Raw genomic sequence first — 16,416 nt, 5'->3', positions numbered from 1 at the left:
TTGTGCTAACCAATACATTTTATAAGTGGGGATATGCTAAATATGGAAATTATTGTTGATGATCTATCCAGTGGTAAAGTCATCAAACTGCTCGAAGAGCACCTATCTGATATGTACATTAATTCACCCCCTGAAAGTGTTCATGCGCTTGATGTGGATAGCCTTAAGTCTCCTGAAATTACATTTTTTAGTTGTTGGGTTGGTGATGAGTTACAAGGTTGTTTAGCTATTAAGCAAGTTACATCGGAACATATAGAACTAAAATCTATGAGAACTTTGAATACCGCTAGGAAGTCTGGTGTCGCTAGTCATTTACTTACGCATGTTATGAGTATTGCGAGCCACAATGGATACCGGAGAGTAAGTTTAGAGACGGGGACGCAGGAGTTTTTCAAACCCGCTAGAAATCTATACGAAAAGTTTGGGTTTAGTTATTGTGCTCCTTTTGCAGATTATAAAGAAGATGCCCATAGTTGCTTTATGACAAGAGAGCTGGGTTAACCCATAAGTGTTTCATCTTTCATATAGTTACCATTACGCCACTTGAGTTTCGCAAGTTGCGTAACTAACTCTAAACGACACCCAAACAATTTAAAGCTAACGCTCGAGTAAAAAGGCCATTTCATGGAAATTCGAACAGGTAAATTAGAAGATGTTGCTGATATCACTGACATCTTTAATTTTTACATTGAACACACCAATGCACGCTTTGAGGCATTTCCATTTACTCTGGAAAATCGTCAGAAATGGTTTTCTCAGTTCTCTAGCTCTACCAAATATCAACTATATGTGGCTACAGAAAACGGCGTGTTACTAGGTTTTGCATGTTCCCAACAATACAGAGCAATTTCAGCTTTTAACGACACTGTAGAAGTGACCGTTTATCTAACACAAGAAGCTAAGGGGAAAGGTTTAGGCTCTAAACTATATTCTCAGTTGTTCTCATCCATTCAAGCTTATGGTGTCCATCGCGTATTGTCGGGTGTTGCATTACCAAACGACACCTCAGTTGCATTACATAAACGGTTTGGTTTCAGAGAAGTCGGTATTTTCAATGAGTATGCGAAGAAACACGGACAGTACATCAGCTCGGTGTGGTTAGAAAAGGTGTTTAACGCAGAGCCCGCTTTATAACAAGCGACTATGGCACGGTTTGCCTTATTCTGGGTAATAAATTCCTAAATTAGCAGATTCACTGACACGGAAATGTCCAAAAGTGTGCTTACGGGGTGTATAGCACGAAATTCCCATATTATGATTTAGCAATGAAGCTAATTCATACCTTATGGTTGTGAGTTTACTCTACCCAAAGTTACGCGAATTAATCTAGCCGTCATTCTCTCAAAAAATTTCGCCACACTACTCGACTTATTAATTAACTTATTGAATTATAATTGATAAGAAATCAATAAAGCTGCACTATGGCTGGATAACATCAGTTTGTAGCTGATTAGCAACAGTTCTACACAAGGTGAATGAAATGGTGAATATTCGTGAAATGGAAATCGCAGACTATGACGAAGTGATCACTCTTTGGAGGCAAACTGAGGGAATGCGAATTCGGGATGCTGATTCTAGAGAAAGTATTGCAAGCTATTTAAAGCGTAACCCTAAGCTAAGTTTCGTTGCTGAAACCAATCACGGAATCGTTGGTGCTGTACTGGTTGGTAGTGATGGGCGTCGAGGCTATTTACAACACTTGTCTGTATCAACGCATTTTCGAGGCAAAAAACTAGGTCGCGAGTTAGTCAACCAAGCAATACAGTCTCTAGCTAAAATTGGAATCCCAAAAACTCATTTATTTGTGTATAACGATAATGTAAGTGCCCAGCAGTTTTATGAAAGGCTAGGTTGGTTTCCTAGAGATGAAGTTCGGATGTACTCATTCAACAGCTCGAACAATAGCAACGTTTAGTGCCCGGTGTGTCACCTGCGATTGAGGCTTTAAGGTATTTCTTTTAACTGGCACAAACGGTTTGAAACTCGCCTTTGCCCCGAAGTGTTTTAGTATTAATGCGCTTTATCTTTTCGAAGGCATACTTTTATCCAAATAAAACTTACCCACTCAGAAATTATATCTCACAGCGCAGACTAACTCTTTAATTTGCTTACTTAGCTAATGATTTTTGTTGAAAGCTTGAAAGAAAGGCCACACTATTACCTCGTAAAAACGCCTTATCGCTACATAGAAAGCGATATGTGACAATCGGGATTTATAAGGAAAATCATGAAATTGAAACTAGATGGTTACTATCTTCGCTCACTGGACGTGGAAGATAAGGAAGCATTTTACCGGTGGTCTCTAGACCGTGAAGTTACACTTTATAGTCTTTCTTCATACGCGTATCCTCAATCAAAATCAGATATCGAAAAATGGCTTTTATCTATAAACTCAAACGCTAAAAATGTTTCTTTTGGCATATGTAGTAATGAGAATGATAAGCTACTTGGATATGCTGGTATATCTGGGATTAGTACTCTAAATCGTAGCGGTGAATACTTCATTCTTATTGGAGAAAAAAGTTATTGGGGGAAGGGTGTTGGCACATCAGTAACGAAAGTCGTTACTGATTACGCTATACGGACTCTTGGCTTACACAGAGTTCAGCTTACAGCAAGCTCCCTTAATTACGGTGCAATTAAGGCTTATGAAAATGCAGGTTATCAACATGAAGGTGTGATGCGACAATCAGGTTTTCGTAATGGCGAATTTGTCGACAAAGTACTCATGTCAGTCCTGTCTACAGAGTGGTCAGACAAATAACAAACTGTTCAAGAGTGATTTGGCACGCGTGGCATTTTTACTTTGCGTTGTTCCCCCCCCCACCACCTTAATAGGGCGTTATGCGACCCACGAGTGCTACGGTAAAGGATAAAAATAATATGTATAAAGTCGGCATTGTTTTGTTTGATGATTTTACAGATGTAGATTTCTTTCTTATGTATGATTTACTTGGTCGAACATCTGATAGTTGGACTGTTAGTGTGCTTGGAACTAAATCTGAACATCATTCCCATCTTGGTATGACAGTTAAAACGGACGGGCATGTATCAGAAGTTGCTAATCAAGATGTAGTTCTGATCACCAGTGGCAAACGTGGCATCCCTGCAGCGATAAATGATCATGAGTTTATGTCCGCATTGAATCTTGATCCGAATAAACAGCTAATTGGCTCAATTTGTGCGGGCTCATTCATACTTCATAAGCTCGGATTACTCAAAGGTAAACCCTTAACTACAAACCCTTTTGCTAAGTCTATTTTGGAAGGTATGGGAGGCGATGTACAAGATCTCCCACTCGTGATAGAAGGTAATATAGCTACTGCTGGAGGGTGTCTCTCACTCATGTATCTAATTGGCTGGGTAGTAGAAAGATTGTTTGACTCACACAAACGGCAAAGCATACAAAGTGAGTTAATGCCAGCTGGGCAGTTAGACCTATTTGAAGAGATTATTTCTACAACGATTCAATCTGCTGAGCTAGCAAGTACAAGAGGTTAAGGCATTCAAAATACTTTTTCTAATCTGAACGAAACGATTTAGTACTGTGTAACTAAATCGTTTTTGTCCAAAACTGAGTTGAACGAAGCCGCTCCGCGGTGAAACTTTCACATACCTACCCCACCCTTATTCAGCCTCTCAAAGAGAGGCCAAATTCAACCAATTCATGCTGCGCTTTCTTCTAACGCTTCTTTTTCGATGTCGGTGCCTTGAGTCGCCTTCACATCCAAAATATCTTTGGACGTTTCGCTATCGACACCAAGTTCTTTGATGGACTCTTTCACCACCGCATCTTTGCCTTCAGTTTTCGCAATATTCATGGCTTGGCGACTGGCATTAATCACTTGCCTAGAGACATTTCGTAAGTGACGGTCAAGCTTGAGCACCTGTTTGTTACGCTCTGATGATCTGGAAATACAATGTATCTTGAAAAGGCGGTTTTTGTTATCGATTTTTAGCCTGTTTACAGGCTTACCATTAATGACCTATTTCTACATGCAGTTCGAGATAAAACGACACCGTTTTCATGCTAGAAGTACAACAGGAATACTGTATCCAACATATGCTATCAGCTATTAATACTATTTGTATTTGGTACTTTCGAAGTTTCTATTATATTTTTATTGATCGAATTTAAATTCCGACATCGTATTTAAATTAACGTTGTAGTAATAAACCACACGATACGACAAATACTAAAAAAATCCCCACTATATACAGTGGGGAAACATAAACACCCGATTGAAGAGGCGGGTAGAAAATAGTTGGCTATGTTAAGAGCAGCATTCTTACCATAAGAGTACTGCGCTATAAGATCTAACTAATCAAAACCCTATAGCGCACCCACTCTTCTTAGGTCCCTACTTGTTAAGTAGCCAGACTTTATCTAAACGTCAGTACCAAATCAACCCATAATCGTACCAAAACGTACCAGTTAGGGTGTTTTTTTGTGCGCTACGATACTTATCATTATTTTACTTAGCTGCCCCCCTAAATGGCCGTGAACCGGTATACCAATATGCTCCATTACTACTATCGGTATAGAATAGGACAAATATTGAGTATGTCGGCGTTAAGAAAAGTCAAAGCCAGTGGTTGGATTTTGTGGAGCTAGTAAAATACATCACGGAATCAGGCAATTTGCAATCGATAGAGTTTCACATATTCAGAATATGCTAAAAAGGGCGATGCTAGAATACTCTGATTTTAGAGACAATTTCACTATTAGGCGAGTAGCTGAAAGGCCGGAGGGGCAGCGGAGAAGTTCAGTAGTGTTCAGCAAGGGCATCTCAATGGTCGTGGCAAAGACATGCATAGAATAGACACTGGCCTACATCCTTGCTGAACAAGATCTCTACACAATTAGAAAGCTATTCCTCTAAATGGCAAATACATTAGAGACGTCCTCATTTATTATGGAGATTTTATTATCTTTCATGAAGTTGTAGGTATGTGTAGAATTCGCCACTACTTTATCTTCTACTGTTGCGACAAAGTGTAATGTCAGCTTTCGGCTTTTGATTACTGTATCGTCCAATCGAATAGACACTTGGTCGAACTCAAATACTTCTCTTTTAAACTTAATGTTTGCTTCAGTCAATAGCGTACTATAGCCATGCACGTTCCCCAGATTCCAACCTTTAGTCGACAGGTAACATGATAAGTGATCAGTGATATAGGCCAGAAACATGTGATTTGATAGATGATTTCCAGCGTTGAGATCCGTAAATCGAACATCAAAAGTTTTTACAAATTCGTTTATTTTCATAATGGTATCTTCAGTGGATAGTGTAACTGAGCATTAGTAGTAAATAGATGGGCATTGTTTTCTATAAGAAAACTTGCAGATGGGGGCACTAAGTTCTTACTGTAGCTTAATACGTCCACAATTGTCGTATTGTTCTTATGCATCAGTAGGTTATACTTAGAAATGTATCTGAAAGCTTCATTTCGAACAGCGCTAATCTTTTCAAAATCATGGAACAGCTCTTTCGTAAATACTCGGTTTTGAGTAAAAGAGCTGAAGTTTAACCCAGTAATGCAGTTGAAGCGTAAATTCGCGAAGTTAAGTCCATGGTCTATGTTATGTTCTCTTCTAGCTCCAGAGATCTCTTTCTGGATCTTCGTTTCTTCTTTTATTTGCTTCCATGGAAAACAAATATAATTTGTCTTCCGCATCATATTTCGACCGAAGTTGAATAAATGGCAGTCTTTTATATAGTTTTTTTCTACGTACACCTTTCCCCATGAGGTTTCCGAGATCCAGAATAATTTGTTCTTCGTTTTCTGACTTTCATGGTAGAAGCATGTATAAGTCCCACCGAATTCTTTAATCGTATAATCGTGGACGGTAGAAAAAAATTCATCAACTTCAGGTATTAATGACAAATCAAAACTTAGCATGGTACTTTATATCTTCCTAAAGAGGATGCTATGGTTTCATCATTAGCCCGCCATTGGACTGAAGAACTTCACCAGTAATATTGTGTTGAGAGGCTAAGAAGAAAATGCTTTCGGCAATATCATTCGCTTCAGCAATACTCTTGATCGGTATTTGCGCTTTTAGTTCACTCGCATTACTTAGGTTCTGAATCATATCGGTATTCACAAATCCAGCTGCGACACAGTTGACGGTGACTCCCTTATCTGCATACTCTAACGCAGTGACTCGACTAAAGGCTTCCAAGCCCGCTTTGGAAGCGGCATAAGCGGCGAACCCTTTTTGCGGTAATGAGCTTAAGATACTGGAAACGTTAATCACCCTACCGAACTTATTTTTTGACATGTTTCTAATGAATTTCTTTGTTAAGAGCATCGCTCCCTTTAAATTCACATCTAATGTACTTTGAAGTTGATTCTCGCTCATTCTTGAGAGAAGTGACAGATGCGCGATTCCTGCATTGTTGATGAGTATGTCTGGCAATATCTCGTTGTTTTTTAATTCGGTATACAGAGCATCGATATCAGTGGTATTAGAGACATCTAACTTAAAAGAAGTAAACCCGCTCTTCTCAAGATTCTCTATATCACTGTCTTTTCTAGCAGTGGCAATAACATTGAATCCTGCTGATTTAAATGTGTGTGCTGTCGCGAGCCCAATCCCACGATTTGCCCCAGAGATAAGAACATTCTTCATATTAACTTTTTTGTAGGTAATTTGTTTTATATGGGCGGTACACTCTACAGCAATTCATATCACATGAATAGGCTTTTTGTAGAGCTAAATAATAGTTAACGATACATTTTCATTGCAGGCCATTCAGGTATAAAAAATGATAAAAGCTCGGTAAATATTTGCTAAATCAAGTAAAGTTGACATTGTATTTACTTGATTTTTAATAAATTTTCAATCTAGGTAAATTTCTTTGCTAGAATTGAAGAAACGTACTGCGTCAGCTTGTATAATCGCCGACCGGCAAAGACGAGTATCGTGCCAGTTAGGAAAAATTAAGTATGAAGAACAAGTTGTAATATGGGTGAATTAACATCAGGGCAGAGAGTACGTATCCTACGTGGTCTGTACGGCGCAAGTCGAGCTGATTTTTCTAGTAAACTGAATATGCCAAGCTCTACACTTAGAAACTGGGAATGCCGAACAGACCTCGAACTCCCATACAAAGCTTGTAACTTGCTATACCGTCAACTAAGTGCTGAGCTTAACCTTTCTTTTGAATGGTTGAGAGTTGGCCTTGGGGCCGAACCGGAAGTGATCATCGATGACAGCCAAGACGATTTTGATACTTTGGCGCGCGTCATTTTAGAGTCAGAAGAGTATGTCAATACTCATGGTTACAACGAACATATTATTAGATATGCCCCAAATGATGATTGGGTACCATTTGTTTTCTTAGGTGATGTAATCATCGGTAAAAAACAATCGGCATCCATTGATGCCGATGAAGGGTTTTCTATATACATAGATCACGATGGGCTCGAGTACTTTGGTTATTGCCGAGATGGGGTGATCTACACGTCAAAGGATGAAACAACAGAATTAGATAATAACGTTATAAAACAAAGGTATATCGTAGTTAATATCAGAAGGGTCTTGTGAACTATTCAGCGCCAACGAGTTGAACACTGGGTTTTCTCGCCAACGTCTATAAAATTATTGTTAACCCTTTTTTCTAGCTAAGCTAATAACTTCCCTTCTGAGCTCCCCTGCAGACAGATCACCGTTTTTTAGCCTAGAAATGGTGTCACTTTGACTCGCCAGCTGTCTTAGCAAACTTCTTCTTTTATCGTCGCTAAAGCTAGGAGATACTGCTGCAATCGCGCCCGCGATCACCATGATTAAGTCCACCTCAGTAGGATGGGTACTAATAAATACCTCCAAGTTTTTGGTTTCACCTGTAATGAGCTGTCTCCAGTCGTCTAATTCCAGCGCCTCCGCGTACAACTTCGCGTATTTTGCATCGATTTTTCTAGTGCCATTTTCATGCGCTGAGACAGTGCGCCGGTTCGCGCCCGCAACGGAAGCGAAGCGAGTGGTACTTGAAAACCTTTCGATACGCAGGCGCTTTAATAGCGTTTCATTCGACTTAAAATCGTTCATCAGCACCCAAACAACGATGTAATTTCGTCTGACAATGTCGCTATTTGTCCTTGTTGATAGAAGGCTAATTCCGCATTTGTTACAGCATAGATGGTGCCTTCTGCTCTCCCTTCTGCTTGAAATTTGATGGTGTTAGCTTCTTTCGATAGGTCAGTGATCGTTATATCCAATGCAATTGGTGCATCTGGCATCACTCTAAAGTCTATTGATAGTTTTTTAAGTTTAACTTCAAAACCACATATGTCATTTAAGGATTGGTTATGTTGTTTTAGAAACTCTGAAACCAACTCCATGACGTAGGTCGTGGAACTGTATTCAGCAAGGCCTAAATCTTCCGGCTTAATCAATATCTCATGTGAAAATTGTCTAAAATTCATGCGCATTCAACTGCTACTAATCAAAAGTATCAATTCTAAGCTGAATGTATAGTGACTTCAAACCTTATATACGTTTCGTCTTCTTCCCATTTTTGATTGCTCACACCCTCACAAGTCGGGGGTTGACGCCGATTTTGCTAAGGTTCGTAATGCTTATATTCAGGCTTTAAATGCTCGTAACATAGGCTCCATTTGTGGGATTGCATATTAATATGTAGGTCAACAATCTTAGGCTACAAGTCACTTAAAATTTATTGCATAATATCGCGGTAAAAGGAGCTAATTAAAAGATAACAATAACTTATTTCAGTACACTGGAGCTTGGTTTCTATGCTGTCGTACGATTTATGCGCTATACCTGAAGTTGACGCATTTTTTTCATCTATTCACAACTTTTCGGTAGCTGAGTTCGGAGGTACGTACAGTTCCTTCTATCACGAGAGTCAGTTGACCAAAAACAAGTTATTTTGGACCTCTGAAACTTCTTGGGGGAAGGTGTATGTCGAGAACAACTATATTCAAGACTGTCACCTTATGAACTTTGGGAGGAAAGTCATGGAGAGGCGGAGTTATACCTGCTTTCCTTGGAGCGCAATACGCGAAGAAACTCGAGCCCAAAAAAATATATCAGGCGCGAGAAGAGAGCATAATATCGACTTAGGATTATCAATGGCCAACTTAAGGTGGAACTGCGTTACAGGGCTCGCGTTGTCGACCTTTCCTCAAAACAAGGTGTTTTCTAAAGATTTATTGCACAACATGAAGCTGCTAAATTTAATCAATTACGAACTTTTTAAGTTTGCGACAAATTTTAATGCCCTTCTTCATAAAACTAGCTGTCACCAATTGGACCTTCTTAAGCTATCTTATTTGTTACCAAAACCGGATATTTCTAAGTACATCATTGATAAGTATGAGCTTAGTTTACTATCAAAATATTTTTAACTTCAAAAAATACGATTGATACACGCTTAATTGTGTTCAGTTTGAATACTGCAATACTCAAACTGAACACTGCCATTAAAACCGGAAATACGATGGGTGGCAGTGGTAAGTGCATCATGAAAAGCAAATACGCAATGATAGGGACGTAATAAAGAAACTTCATAGCAAGTCCATGACGAAGAGGTGACGAGTATTCAACCCCCCCTGTTTCTTGATTTCTCGAACCATGTAACCAGAGAAAACGGCAGCTACCAATATCACCGCACTCAATATCAGCCAAACAGACAGTCCATACAGCCTTAATAAAAAGTACTCCACATTCAATGATAAGTTATCGATAGCCTCATCCACTTGACTCCAAAAGCTGGTAGTAAAAAATGTGGTGTCCCCTACTCCACCGTACTGAAAATACTCTTCAGGCAACAATAATTTTCTTAACCCTCCCAATAAGCCAGATCCTTCCATGAGCAATTCGGATGAATCTACCGCTTTATTATAAATAGCCTCGGTCGGTTGGTATCCGTAAGTTTCTATCATGTAGCCAAGCTCTGTTTTTATGCTCCCTTCTATCGTGCCTTTAGATACGACACTCAATATGAACACCAACGGAGTAAAAATAATGACCGCCGCAACTAAAAATGGACGGCTTTTCCCTGTCTCTTCTGACATTACTTAGGCTCCCCAAGTATTGGTATTCTTCCTTTTACAAGCTTCCCACAGGCGAACGACGCCACATACTCTAAATCAGGTAATTGACCCATTCGTTCTTTGGGGAACATATCCGCTTCTTCTTCCATTAAGCGCTCACCAATATTGGCGCCAATTCCATCTAAGTTGTCATTGGACGCATTGAAGCCCTGTGTTCGCATGACATATTTCACCTTAGTTTGAGGAACTTGTGCAACGACCCGCTCTTGCGTTGGCATGTCTGCACAGCGAAAGGAAATAAAGTTATTGGTCGAAGCGATAATTTGGTCTGCTTTGGCTTCACTGCCCAGCTCGGCGGTAAAGTCTGAGATAGTTTGGGTAGCTATCCATAAACGGAAACGCGCCCCTCTTGCTTTATTGATCATTTGGATAAGAGGCTCACACAACATTTCACTGGCTTCATCGACAAATAAATTAATGACCTTGTCTTCTTCATCCCCATAGTTGTAGAGACTTGACGCTACCGCAGCTGCATCGGCGAGTATCATTTTTCCAATCGCACTGGATACCAGCTTATCTGATAAAGAATCCGTTCCAACAACCAACACCTTGTTGGTTCTTATCACTAAATCCATATCGTAGCTCGGTCTCTCATCATCTGAGTTCGAGTTTGATGGGGATAACATATCCGCTAGCTCCCCGTTGGTCACTTTCGATAAGTTAGCCAGTAAGTTCGCTGTCGATTGCTCAAGCGTTCGTCGCTTCTCCATATACATCGACGCCATTGACTCAATCGTTGGGTTGCCATGTTTTGCCGCGACCTTATTCCGGTAGTACTCAATACAAAGCAGCGCTCTCGCCTCTTCATCTTTTGTGGTCAGTACCCGGCCTAGCAAAGCATCTTTCCAATTCAGTTTGTCTGACTCAAACCAAGCAATACAGGCTTTCTCAATAAGTAACCCAAAATGCTCATCGTAATACCGTATCTTGGTTAACGTGAGATGTTCACCAACCATCATCATCGCGTCCACCAAATATTGGATAACAGTATTGGCAATGTCTCTATAAAATGAGTCCCCATCTTCAGGGATAAGTGCGGTGACTCTTGCGGCAATTTCAGAAGTCCTAGAAAAGTTGCTAAGAGGGTTGAGGCGTATCGAGTCTCTTGGGTAGGCTGGGTGCCACATAATATAGCGCTCAGGTTCGCCCATCATTTCACACGTTTCTTTCGCGATTTTACGTATGTCTATATCGCCTTTAGGATCGAGAAAGATGCAACACTCTCCCCGCAAAATAAGCTGCTTAAGCACCAAATCAAAGAAGCGGGTTTTCCCTGAACCGGTAGCACCTGCAATGAGCGTGTGCCTCTGCCCAAGACAATAGATATCGAATATCAATCTCTTGAGATAAGACGCCCTGTATATATCCCTTTCCTTTACTGACGCGCTGCTTGCCAATCAATTCATGTTTCGTTTCGTGATGTCATAGATAAGCTGAGTTTCAGCATGCGACCATTCGTTTCCCCATCCCAGAAACAAACTATTTTCAGTTGGCTTTGACATTGCTAATGACCTTCTTGTCGGTGATCCCGAATAGCTTCATGGCTTTATCACTATTTGGATCGACAAACTCCAAGGGATACCCTTTTAATTTGGACTTCTTAATATAGATATCGACGCCACGCCTACCGAAGACAAACCCAATCACCACACACCCGAGTGCAAACATCCAATAGACTCGAGTCGGCAACTCAAGAAATACGGCGATAAAAATCAGGCCAACGCCGCCAACATCTACGCTAAGAAAATTCGCCCTTCGTAATTGGTACGATAAGGAAAGTTGTACTAATTGGGGCTATCACTCATGGAGACGTACCTCCTTCGATGCCACCAACTCTGTGTGAGCATTAAATGGCGTTATTCCTTCAATTCCAGCCCCTGTTAGCGCTTTTTCTACGTCAAATATACGTTCTCTGGGTACAACCACACGCCCATTTTCGATGGAAAACTTAAACTCTCGATGGATAAACTTGGCGAGGTGGCAGTTCATCGGCTGAGCCCAACTCGTTGGAAGGCTTTCTAGGGTATTATCTTGAGTGGGTACAGAAGATATCGCAGCAGTTGCTTCCAAACGTTCAGGGGCGTCTTCGCGGGCAGGGTTTATTTCCGATGGTTCGTGTTCAACAACCTGGCACTTCATCATAGATAAAACCCTATTCACCGTTTCCAGCGAACTCTCATACATTTTTTGCTGTTGTACTGCCTCTTGCTCTATGTCTTCTGGCTCTTCATCCGCAACACACGTAGCCTCTGCAAACTCGACACACTTCGGTTTTTTCGGGTGTTCTTTAATTGAGTAGAGTTTACTTGGGTCCAATATCAAGTCATCGACATTACGAACTTTTAAACAAGAAAGTTTTACCGCTTTCTTGCCATCGCCAAAAATCTCTGGGTAAACATCAAAGAGCAGTTCGTCACCATTTTTGAGCGCCATTCCTTCTTCAATCATGAGCTTTGCAAGCAGTTGCGATGAACTCGGTATTGTGTATCCGGTCGCCAACACTTCCTCCATTAATAATGGAACCACTGCTGACCAGACCAAATAAAGCTGTTTATCGACATACCATACTTGGGCGCTTCTCGCATTGACCAACCATTTATTGGTCAGCAAGTTATGTTTCATCAAATCACAAAGCACTTCAGAAATAGGGATTTGCTTAAGCGCTTTAGTCATATGACTTCTTCGCTTGAACAGGTCTTTTATCGCAGAGTCACTGTCCGATTCTGCAACAATTTTGGACATAGGATGATCCAAACCTGCTTTCGCGACAGCAGAAAGCATGGCTGAATGAATATCATGGCCATCAAAACAATTTCCCAACCATGACCATGTTTCTTGTGGGATTAGACGCTGCATGACCATCAAAGAAGCATTTTCATGTTTTTTATGCCGATGCTTGCGCCAACGGACGAAGTAGCGTTCCAATTGATGTTTAGACGCTCATTGATAAATGGTGTCCTCACTATGTGGGTCCCATTCTATGACTTGCTCAGCCTCTTCGCCGTTAGTTACCATAACGTCAGTTAATACTTTGCCAGCGTCATGAAAGAGGGCTGCTAAAACCGTCCCAACTTTCCACTGTATTTTTGTTTGCTGTGTGTCCGCTACCGTCCCAAGTCCAATAGGGTACTGTGTGCTGCGCTCTTCTCATTGCCCGTCTGGCTACATCAAATGAATGAGAGACTAGCCCTCCGCCAGATTTATGGTGTTTCACTTCCGATGCTGGCAGCAAATCAACGTATTGAATAAATAAATAGATACATCACAGGTCGGATATAGCGGTCAAAATCCTCGTAGCTCAGTCCCAATTCCGTTCGGATCGGCTTTATTTCTTGTTGCAACCGCTGAATGAGAACACTGGGCTGGACAGTCGGAATGCCTTTGGGGCTAGGTAGGTGGCCAATAACATAATCCTCTAAGGTATCTAATCCATAGCATTCCTTGACGTCATTCTTATTCTGGAAGAACTTGGACAATAGACCGCTCAACATAGAACCTCTCTTCCTTGTCTATTTGGGATTTTATACGTACATATCCATGGTACAACCCACTTTCTGATTTCCTAAATTTTCAGTTTTACTTATAGGAAGACGAGCTGTTAGCGAAATGAGAGGTGAATAGAAGTAGGCATTCGAAGCTGAAATTCGCACCTTGAGGAAGGAGCGAGACCCTGTTTTGAGCAATGAAATGGGGGGAGAACAACCCCCATTGTTTTTTTGGGAAATTTTACTTTAAGTCAATTCAATCAATAGTTTACGTTAATTTCAACCAGTGCGAACTTTAAAAGTTTACCATCCCTTTTTGTAGTAATGTTTGTATACGATTTTTGGAGGAGTCTTCCTTTTTCTGTTTAGCCCTGAGGCTGATCTCTTCCATCTCCATTTCTTTAGATTTAATCGACTCAATTACTTTCTCAAGGATAGGGGCGACAAGCTCTTCAGATTCGGAAGAATCGGTCGCAACAATATCGCACGCTGTTTTTAACTCATACAAGTCTTCTAGCTCCATAGATCGCCCTTCTTTCTGAAGCTGTAAGTTCTTCAATAGTAGGGACTCTACATCCTTGTTCGCTTGCTCTATTTCTTCCTCAGTAAAGCAATCAAACCACTTGTAGAGAAAGCGGACGTTCTTTTCTCCATTCTGACCGTCAATAATTTCATAGCCAAGTGTGCCACTGTCACTCGTTAATATTTTAATCCTCCCCTTAGAGGCCTCACTTTCTGAGATTGCAACTAACGATGGCGCAATGACACGACGCATGAAAGTCGCGGGGGATTTATATGTGGGCTTCAATAGCTTGCCATCGACCCCATAGACACCATAAAGATATTGAAGCTTCTTAATTGAAATAGGGTACAAGCTGCTGCCTGACTTAAAGCGAGACAGTAAGTCTAAAGTTTTCTTAGAGTGCGTATCTGACAGCGCCAAGTATTGCATGTTATTAATTAGGGCATAGCCATTACTCTTGGCTTTAGCAATATAGGAATCGCGTAGCTCAGCATTGGGAACTATCGTTAAGATTTTTTTCTCATACTTAATTCGAGAAAACAGAGGTGCAAAATCAAAGTCACCATTTGATTTTTCGAAACCTACCACCGTTTCGTTCAGTCGCCTCGCGGGAACTTTTAAAATAGAGGAAAGGTGTCGAGTATCATCTATGCAAAAAAATTCGCCCATTTCTTTCGCGGTAAATTCATATCGAGGTTGCGCAGGTTTGCCTTTCTCTACATTGTATCCAACAAACCAGTCTTCGGCTCGCATCTTTGTAAAGAGTAGAGACAGAACATCGCACATTTTAGGAGTAAGAGCCAAACTCGCAAAAACCATATCATGTGACTTTACATGGGTTTCAGTACCTGAAGAATTTTCTCTGATAATATGGGAATGATCGGTAGAGGTGAGAGTAACATTGTTCGTTTTTTCGTTGACTGACATTTGGCTTTATCCTGATTAACACTCCATGGCATCGTCCAAATTCTAAGATAAAGACACGGAAAACGCCAAAACTTGGTTACTATACGCCAAAGGTTAGTCACTATAATAGGTATAAAAAGTGAAAAAGGACGTTTTATATACTATATTTATGAATTCTTGACGAACTTCACCCTTTTAGGCTTCGGAAATTAGCCAAAGCATGAAAGCACCAGTAAAAAGTCGCCAACGCCAAAAGCAAATCAACACACCAAAATAAAGTTACTTACGCCAAATCTAAGTCAACACGCCAACAAAACGTTCTGATACACCAAAGTTCAGTCACTACACCAACATAAAGTTGCTTACGCCAAATTTGAGTCAATACGCCAACAAAACGTTCTGATACACCAAAGATCAGTCACTACACCAATGTAAAGTTACTTACGCCAAATCTGAGTCAATACGCCAATGAAATGTTCTCAACGCCAAGATAAAGTGACTCACGCCAGTCAGCAGTCATGTACACCAATTTTGAGCCAATTACCCAGCAAAAAGTCATCCTGCAAAGGAAAAGTCACCGACGCCACTTAAAAATCCCAATGCCAGTAATAAGTTTGCCACACCAACTTCTCGCTCATACACCAAAAAAAAGTGAACAAGAAAAAGAAAAGTTATTAACGCCAAATCTTGGTTGTTTGCACCAACAACAAGTCAAAGTACGCCAACTTAAAAACAATACGCTAAAATAAAATCACAACACCAATCTCAAGTCAGTCACGCTAAATAAAAATCTTTACGCCAGAGATAAGTTTATAAAAGCCAAATAAAAATCCATCGACACCAGTAAAAAATCAATTCATGACAACAAAAAGTCTAGTGACACCAAAATGAAGTAATAAAACGCCAATACAAAGTCAATTTACGCCAACTATAGGTTATATGATCATTTATTTTATTTTTTATTATCAGCTATTTAGGTAGTAAAAATGTCATTGCATAGGTTTTATAGGGATCATAGTGATCTAATAGATAATTTATAGTTGAGTTTATAGTTACTTATAGTTAGCTCTGTGCATAAGTGAATAACTGAATCGCTGCGCTCTTAAGTTATTCACTTATACACAGAAACAATAAAGAGATTTCTTTCAATTTTAGAGAAACTCGTTTTTTGTTCGCACGGTATAAGCAAAGAGACCAACTTAGGCTTGGGGGAGAGTGCTATGTAGATCTCATTTCAAGATAAATGAAATCATTATTGATTCATAATCTTGTTTTCGTTTCATTTAGCTATTATCATTACCACATGATAATGATGGAGAATGCATTGTGAATGAGGTAGAGCGGCTTAAGCAGATTGCATTGAATATGCAAAAAGAACAGTTAAGCAGAAAGGAAATCATCGAGAAACAAACATCA

General features: G+C 40.2%; 19 protein-coding genes and 1 pseudogene. 7 read left to right on the top strand and 13 right to left on the bottom strand.

Annotation, left to right across the window (positions count from 1 at the left end; all coding sequences use genetic code 11):
* Positions 1-42: 42 nt before the first annotated feature.
* The 5 genes from L7A31_RS21855 (at position 43) to L7A31_RS21830 (ending at position 3,501) form a co-directional block, all read left to right on the top strand.
* On the top strand, positions 43-501 hold the full coding sequence (locus L7A31_RS21855) for a GNAT family N-acetyltransferase (RefSeq protein ID WP_237364096.1): 459 nt from the start codon (positions 43-45) through the stop codon (positions 499-501).
* 123 nt (positions 502-624) lie between these two features.
* Entirely contained in the window at positions 625-1,134 is a 510-nt protein-coding gene (locus L7A31_RS21850) for a GNAT family N-acetyltransferase (protein ID WP_237364095.1), read from the top strand.
* Between the two features lie 346 nt (positions 1,135-1,480).
* The gene (locus L7A31_RS21845) at positions 1,481-1,915 is read left to right on the top strand and encodes a GNAT family N-acetyltransferase (RefSeq protein WP_237364093.1); all 435 of its coding nucleotides are present in this window, start codon (positions 1,481-1,483) and stop codon (positions 1,913-1,915) included.
* 312 nt (positions 1,916-2,227) lie between these two features.
* Complete coding sequence (locus tag L7A31_RS21840) at positions 2,228-2,764, top strand: GNAT family N-acetyltransferase (RefSeq protein WP_237364091.1); 537 nt, start codon at positions 2,228-2,230, stop codon at positions 2,762-2,764.
* Between the two features lie 119 nt (positions 2,765-2,883).
* Positions 2,884-3,501, top strand: a complete 618-nt coding sequence (locus L7A31_RS21830) for a DJ-1/PfpI family protein (protein WP_237364089.1) — start codon at positions 2,884-2,886, stop codon at positions 3,499-3,501.
* Positions 3,502-3,665: 164 nt separating this feature from the next.
* Here L7A31_RS21830 and L7A31_RS21825 read toward each other — a convergent pair whose 3' ends face one another.
* From L7A31_RS21825 to L7A31_RS21810, 4 genes are all read right to left on the bottom strand, one after another.
* A complete protein-coding gene (locus L7A31_RS21825; RefSeq protein WP_237364087.1) occupies positions 3,666-3,887 on the bottom strand; it encodes a hypothetical protein in 222 nt (73 codons plus the stop codon).
* 992 nt (positions 3,888-4,879) lie between these two features.
* Positions 4,880-5,269 carry an acyl-CoA thioesterase gene (locus L7A31_RS21820; protein WP_237364085.1) on the bottom strand — a complete coding sequence of 130 codons (390 nt, stop codon included), beginning with the start codon at positions 5,267-5,269 and terminating at the stop codon, positions 4,880-4,882.
* Entirely contained in the window at positions 5,266-5,904 is a 639-nt protein-coding gene (locus L7A31_RS21815; RefSeq protein ID WP_237364083.1) for a hypothetical protein, read from the bottom strand. The genes L7A31_RS21820 and L7A31_RS21815 overlap by 4 nt, the downstream gene beginning before the upstream one ends.
* A gap of 28 nt (positions 5,905-5,932) precedes the next feature.
* Positions 5,933-6,637 (bottom strand): SDR family NAD(P)-dependent oxidoreductase, encoded by a 705-nt coding sequence (locus L7A31_RS21810; RefSeq protein WP_237364082.1) that lies wholly within the window; start codon positions 6,635-6,637, stop codon positions 5,933-5,935.
* 336 nt (positions 6,638-6,973) lie between these two features.
* On the opposite strand from L7A31_RS21810, the gene L7A31_RS21805 reads away from it, so the two are divergent.
* Positions 6,974-7,555 carry a helix-turn-helix domain-containing protein gene (locus tag L7A31_RS21805; protein WP_237364080.1) on the top strand — a complete coding sequence of 194 codons (582 nt, stop codon included), beginning with the start codon at positions 6,974-6,976 and terminating at the stop codon, positions 7,553-7,555.
* 60 nt (positions 7,556-7,615) lie between these two features.
* Here L7A31_RS21805 and L7A31_RS21800 read toward each other — a convergent pair whose 3' ends face one another.
* From L7A31_RS21800 to L7A31_RS21765, 9 genes and pseudogenes are all read right to left on the bottom strand, one after another.
* Positions 7,616-8,056, bottom strand: coding sequence for a helix-turn-helix domain-containing protein (locus L7A31_RS21800; protein WP_237364078.1), 441 nt, complete (start codon positions 8,054-8,056; stop codon positions 7,616-7,618).
* Positions 8,056-8,433, bottom strand: coding sequence for a hypothetical protein (locus tag L7A31_RS21795; RefSeq protein WP_237364076.1), 378 nt, complete (start codon positions 8,431-8,433; stop codon positions 8,056-8,058). The genes L7A31_RS21800 and L7A31_RS21795 overlap by 1 nt, the downstream gene beginning before the upstream one ends.
* Positions 8,434-9,352: 919 nt before the next feature.
* Positions 9,353-9,541, bottom strand: coding sequence for a hypothetical protein (locus tag L7A31_RS21790; RefSeq protein WP_237364074.1), 189 nt, complete (start codon positions 9,539-9,541; stop codon positions 9,353-9,355).
* Positions 9,538-10,047, bottom strand: a complete 510-nt coding sequence (locus tag L7A31_RS21785) for a hypothetical protein (protein WP_237364072.1) — start codon at positions 10,045-10,047, stop codon at positions 9,538-9,540. The genes L7A31_RS21790 and L7A31_RS21785 overlap by 4 nt, the downstream gene beginning before the upstream one ends.
* Positions 10,047-11,483, bottom strand: coding sequence for a conjugative transfer system coupling protein TraD (gene traD / locus L7A31_RS21780; RefSeq protein WP_237364070.1), 1,437 nt, complete (start codon positions 11,481-11,483; stop codon positions 10,047-10,049). Before traD ends, L7A31_RS21785 begins: the two co-directional genes overlap by 1 nt.
* 400 nt (positions 11,484-11,883) lie before the next feature.
* A pseudogene (locus L7A31_RS21775) lies at positions 11,884-13,209 on the bottom strand (TraI domain-containing protein).
* Positions 13,127-13,300 (bottom strand): hypothetical protein, encoded by a 174-nt coding sequence (locus tag L7A31_RS22270; protein ID WP_354003831.1) that lies wholly within the window; start codon positions 13,298-13,300, stop codon positions 13,127-13,129. Before L7A31_RS22270 ends, L7A31_RS21775 begins: the two are co-directional and overlap by 83 nt.
* 19 nt (positions 13,301-13,319) lie before the next feature.
* A complete protein-coding gene (locus tag L7A31_RS21770) occupies positions 13,320-13,577 on the bottom strand; it encodes a hypothetical protein (protein WP_237364068.1) in 258 nt (85 codons plus the stop codon).
* A 289-nt stretch (positions 13,578-13,866) separates the two neighbouring features.
* Entirely contained in the window at positions 13,867-15,021 is a 1,155-nt protein-coding gene (locus L7A31_RS21765; protein ID WP_237364066.1) for a replication initiation protein, read from the bottom strand.
* Between the two features lie 497 nt (positions 15,022-15,518).
* Here L7A31_RS21765 and L7A31_RS21760 point away from each other — a divergent pair, with 497 nt between their 5' ends.
* Complete coding sequence (locus L7A31_RS21760) at positions 15,519-15,749, top strand: hypothetical protein (protein ID WP_237364055.1); 231 nt, start codon at positions 15,519-15,521, stop codon at positions 15,747-15,749.
* Positions 15,750-16,416 lie beyond the last annotated feature (667 nt).

Source organism: Vibrio marisflavi CECT 7928, from assembly GCF_921294215.1.
Classification (GTDB): Bacteria; Pseudomonadota; Gammaproteobacteria; order Enterobacterales; family Vibrionaceae; genus Vibrio; species Vibrio marisflavi.
The sequence above is the reverse complement of the archived record's forward strand: the minus strand, read 5'-3'. Positions and strand labels throughout refer to the sequence as shown.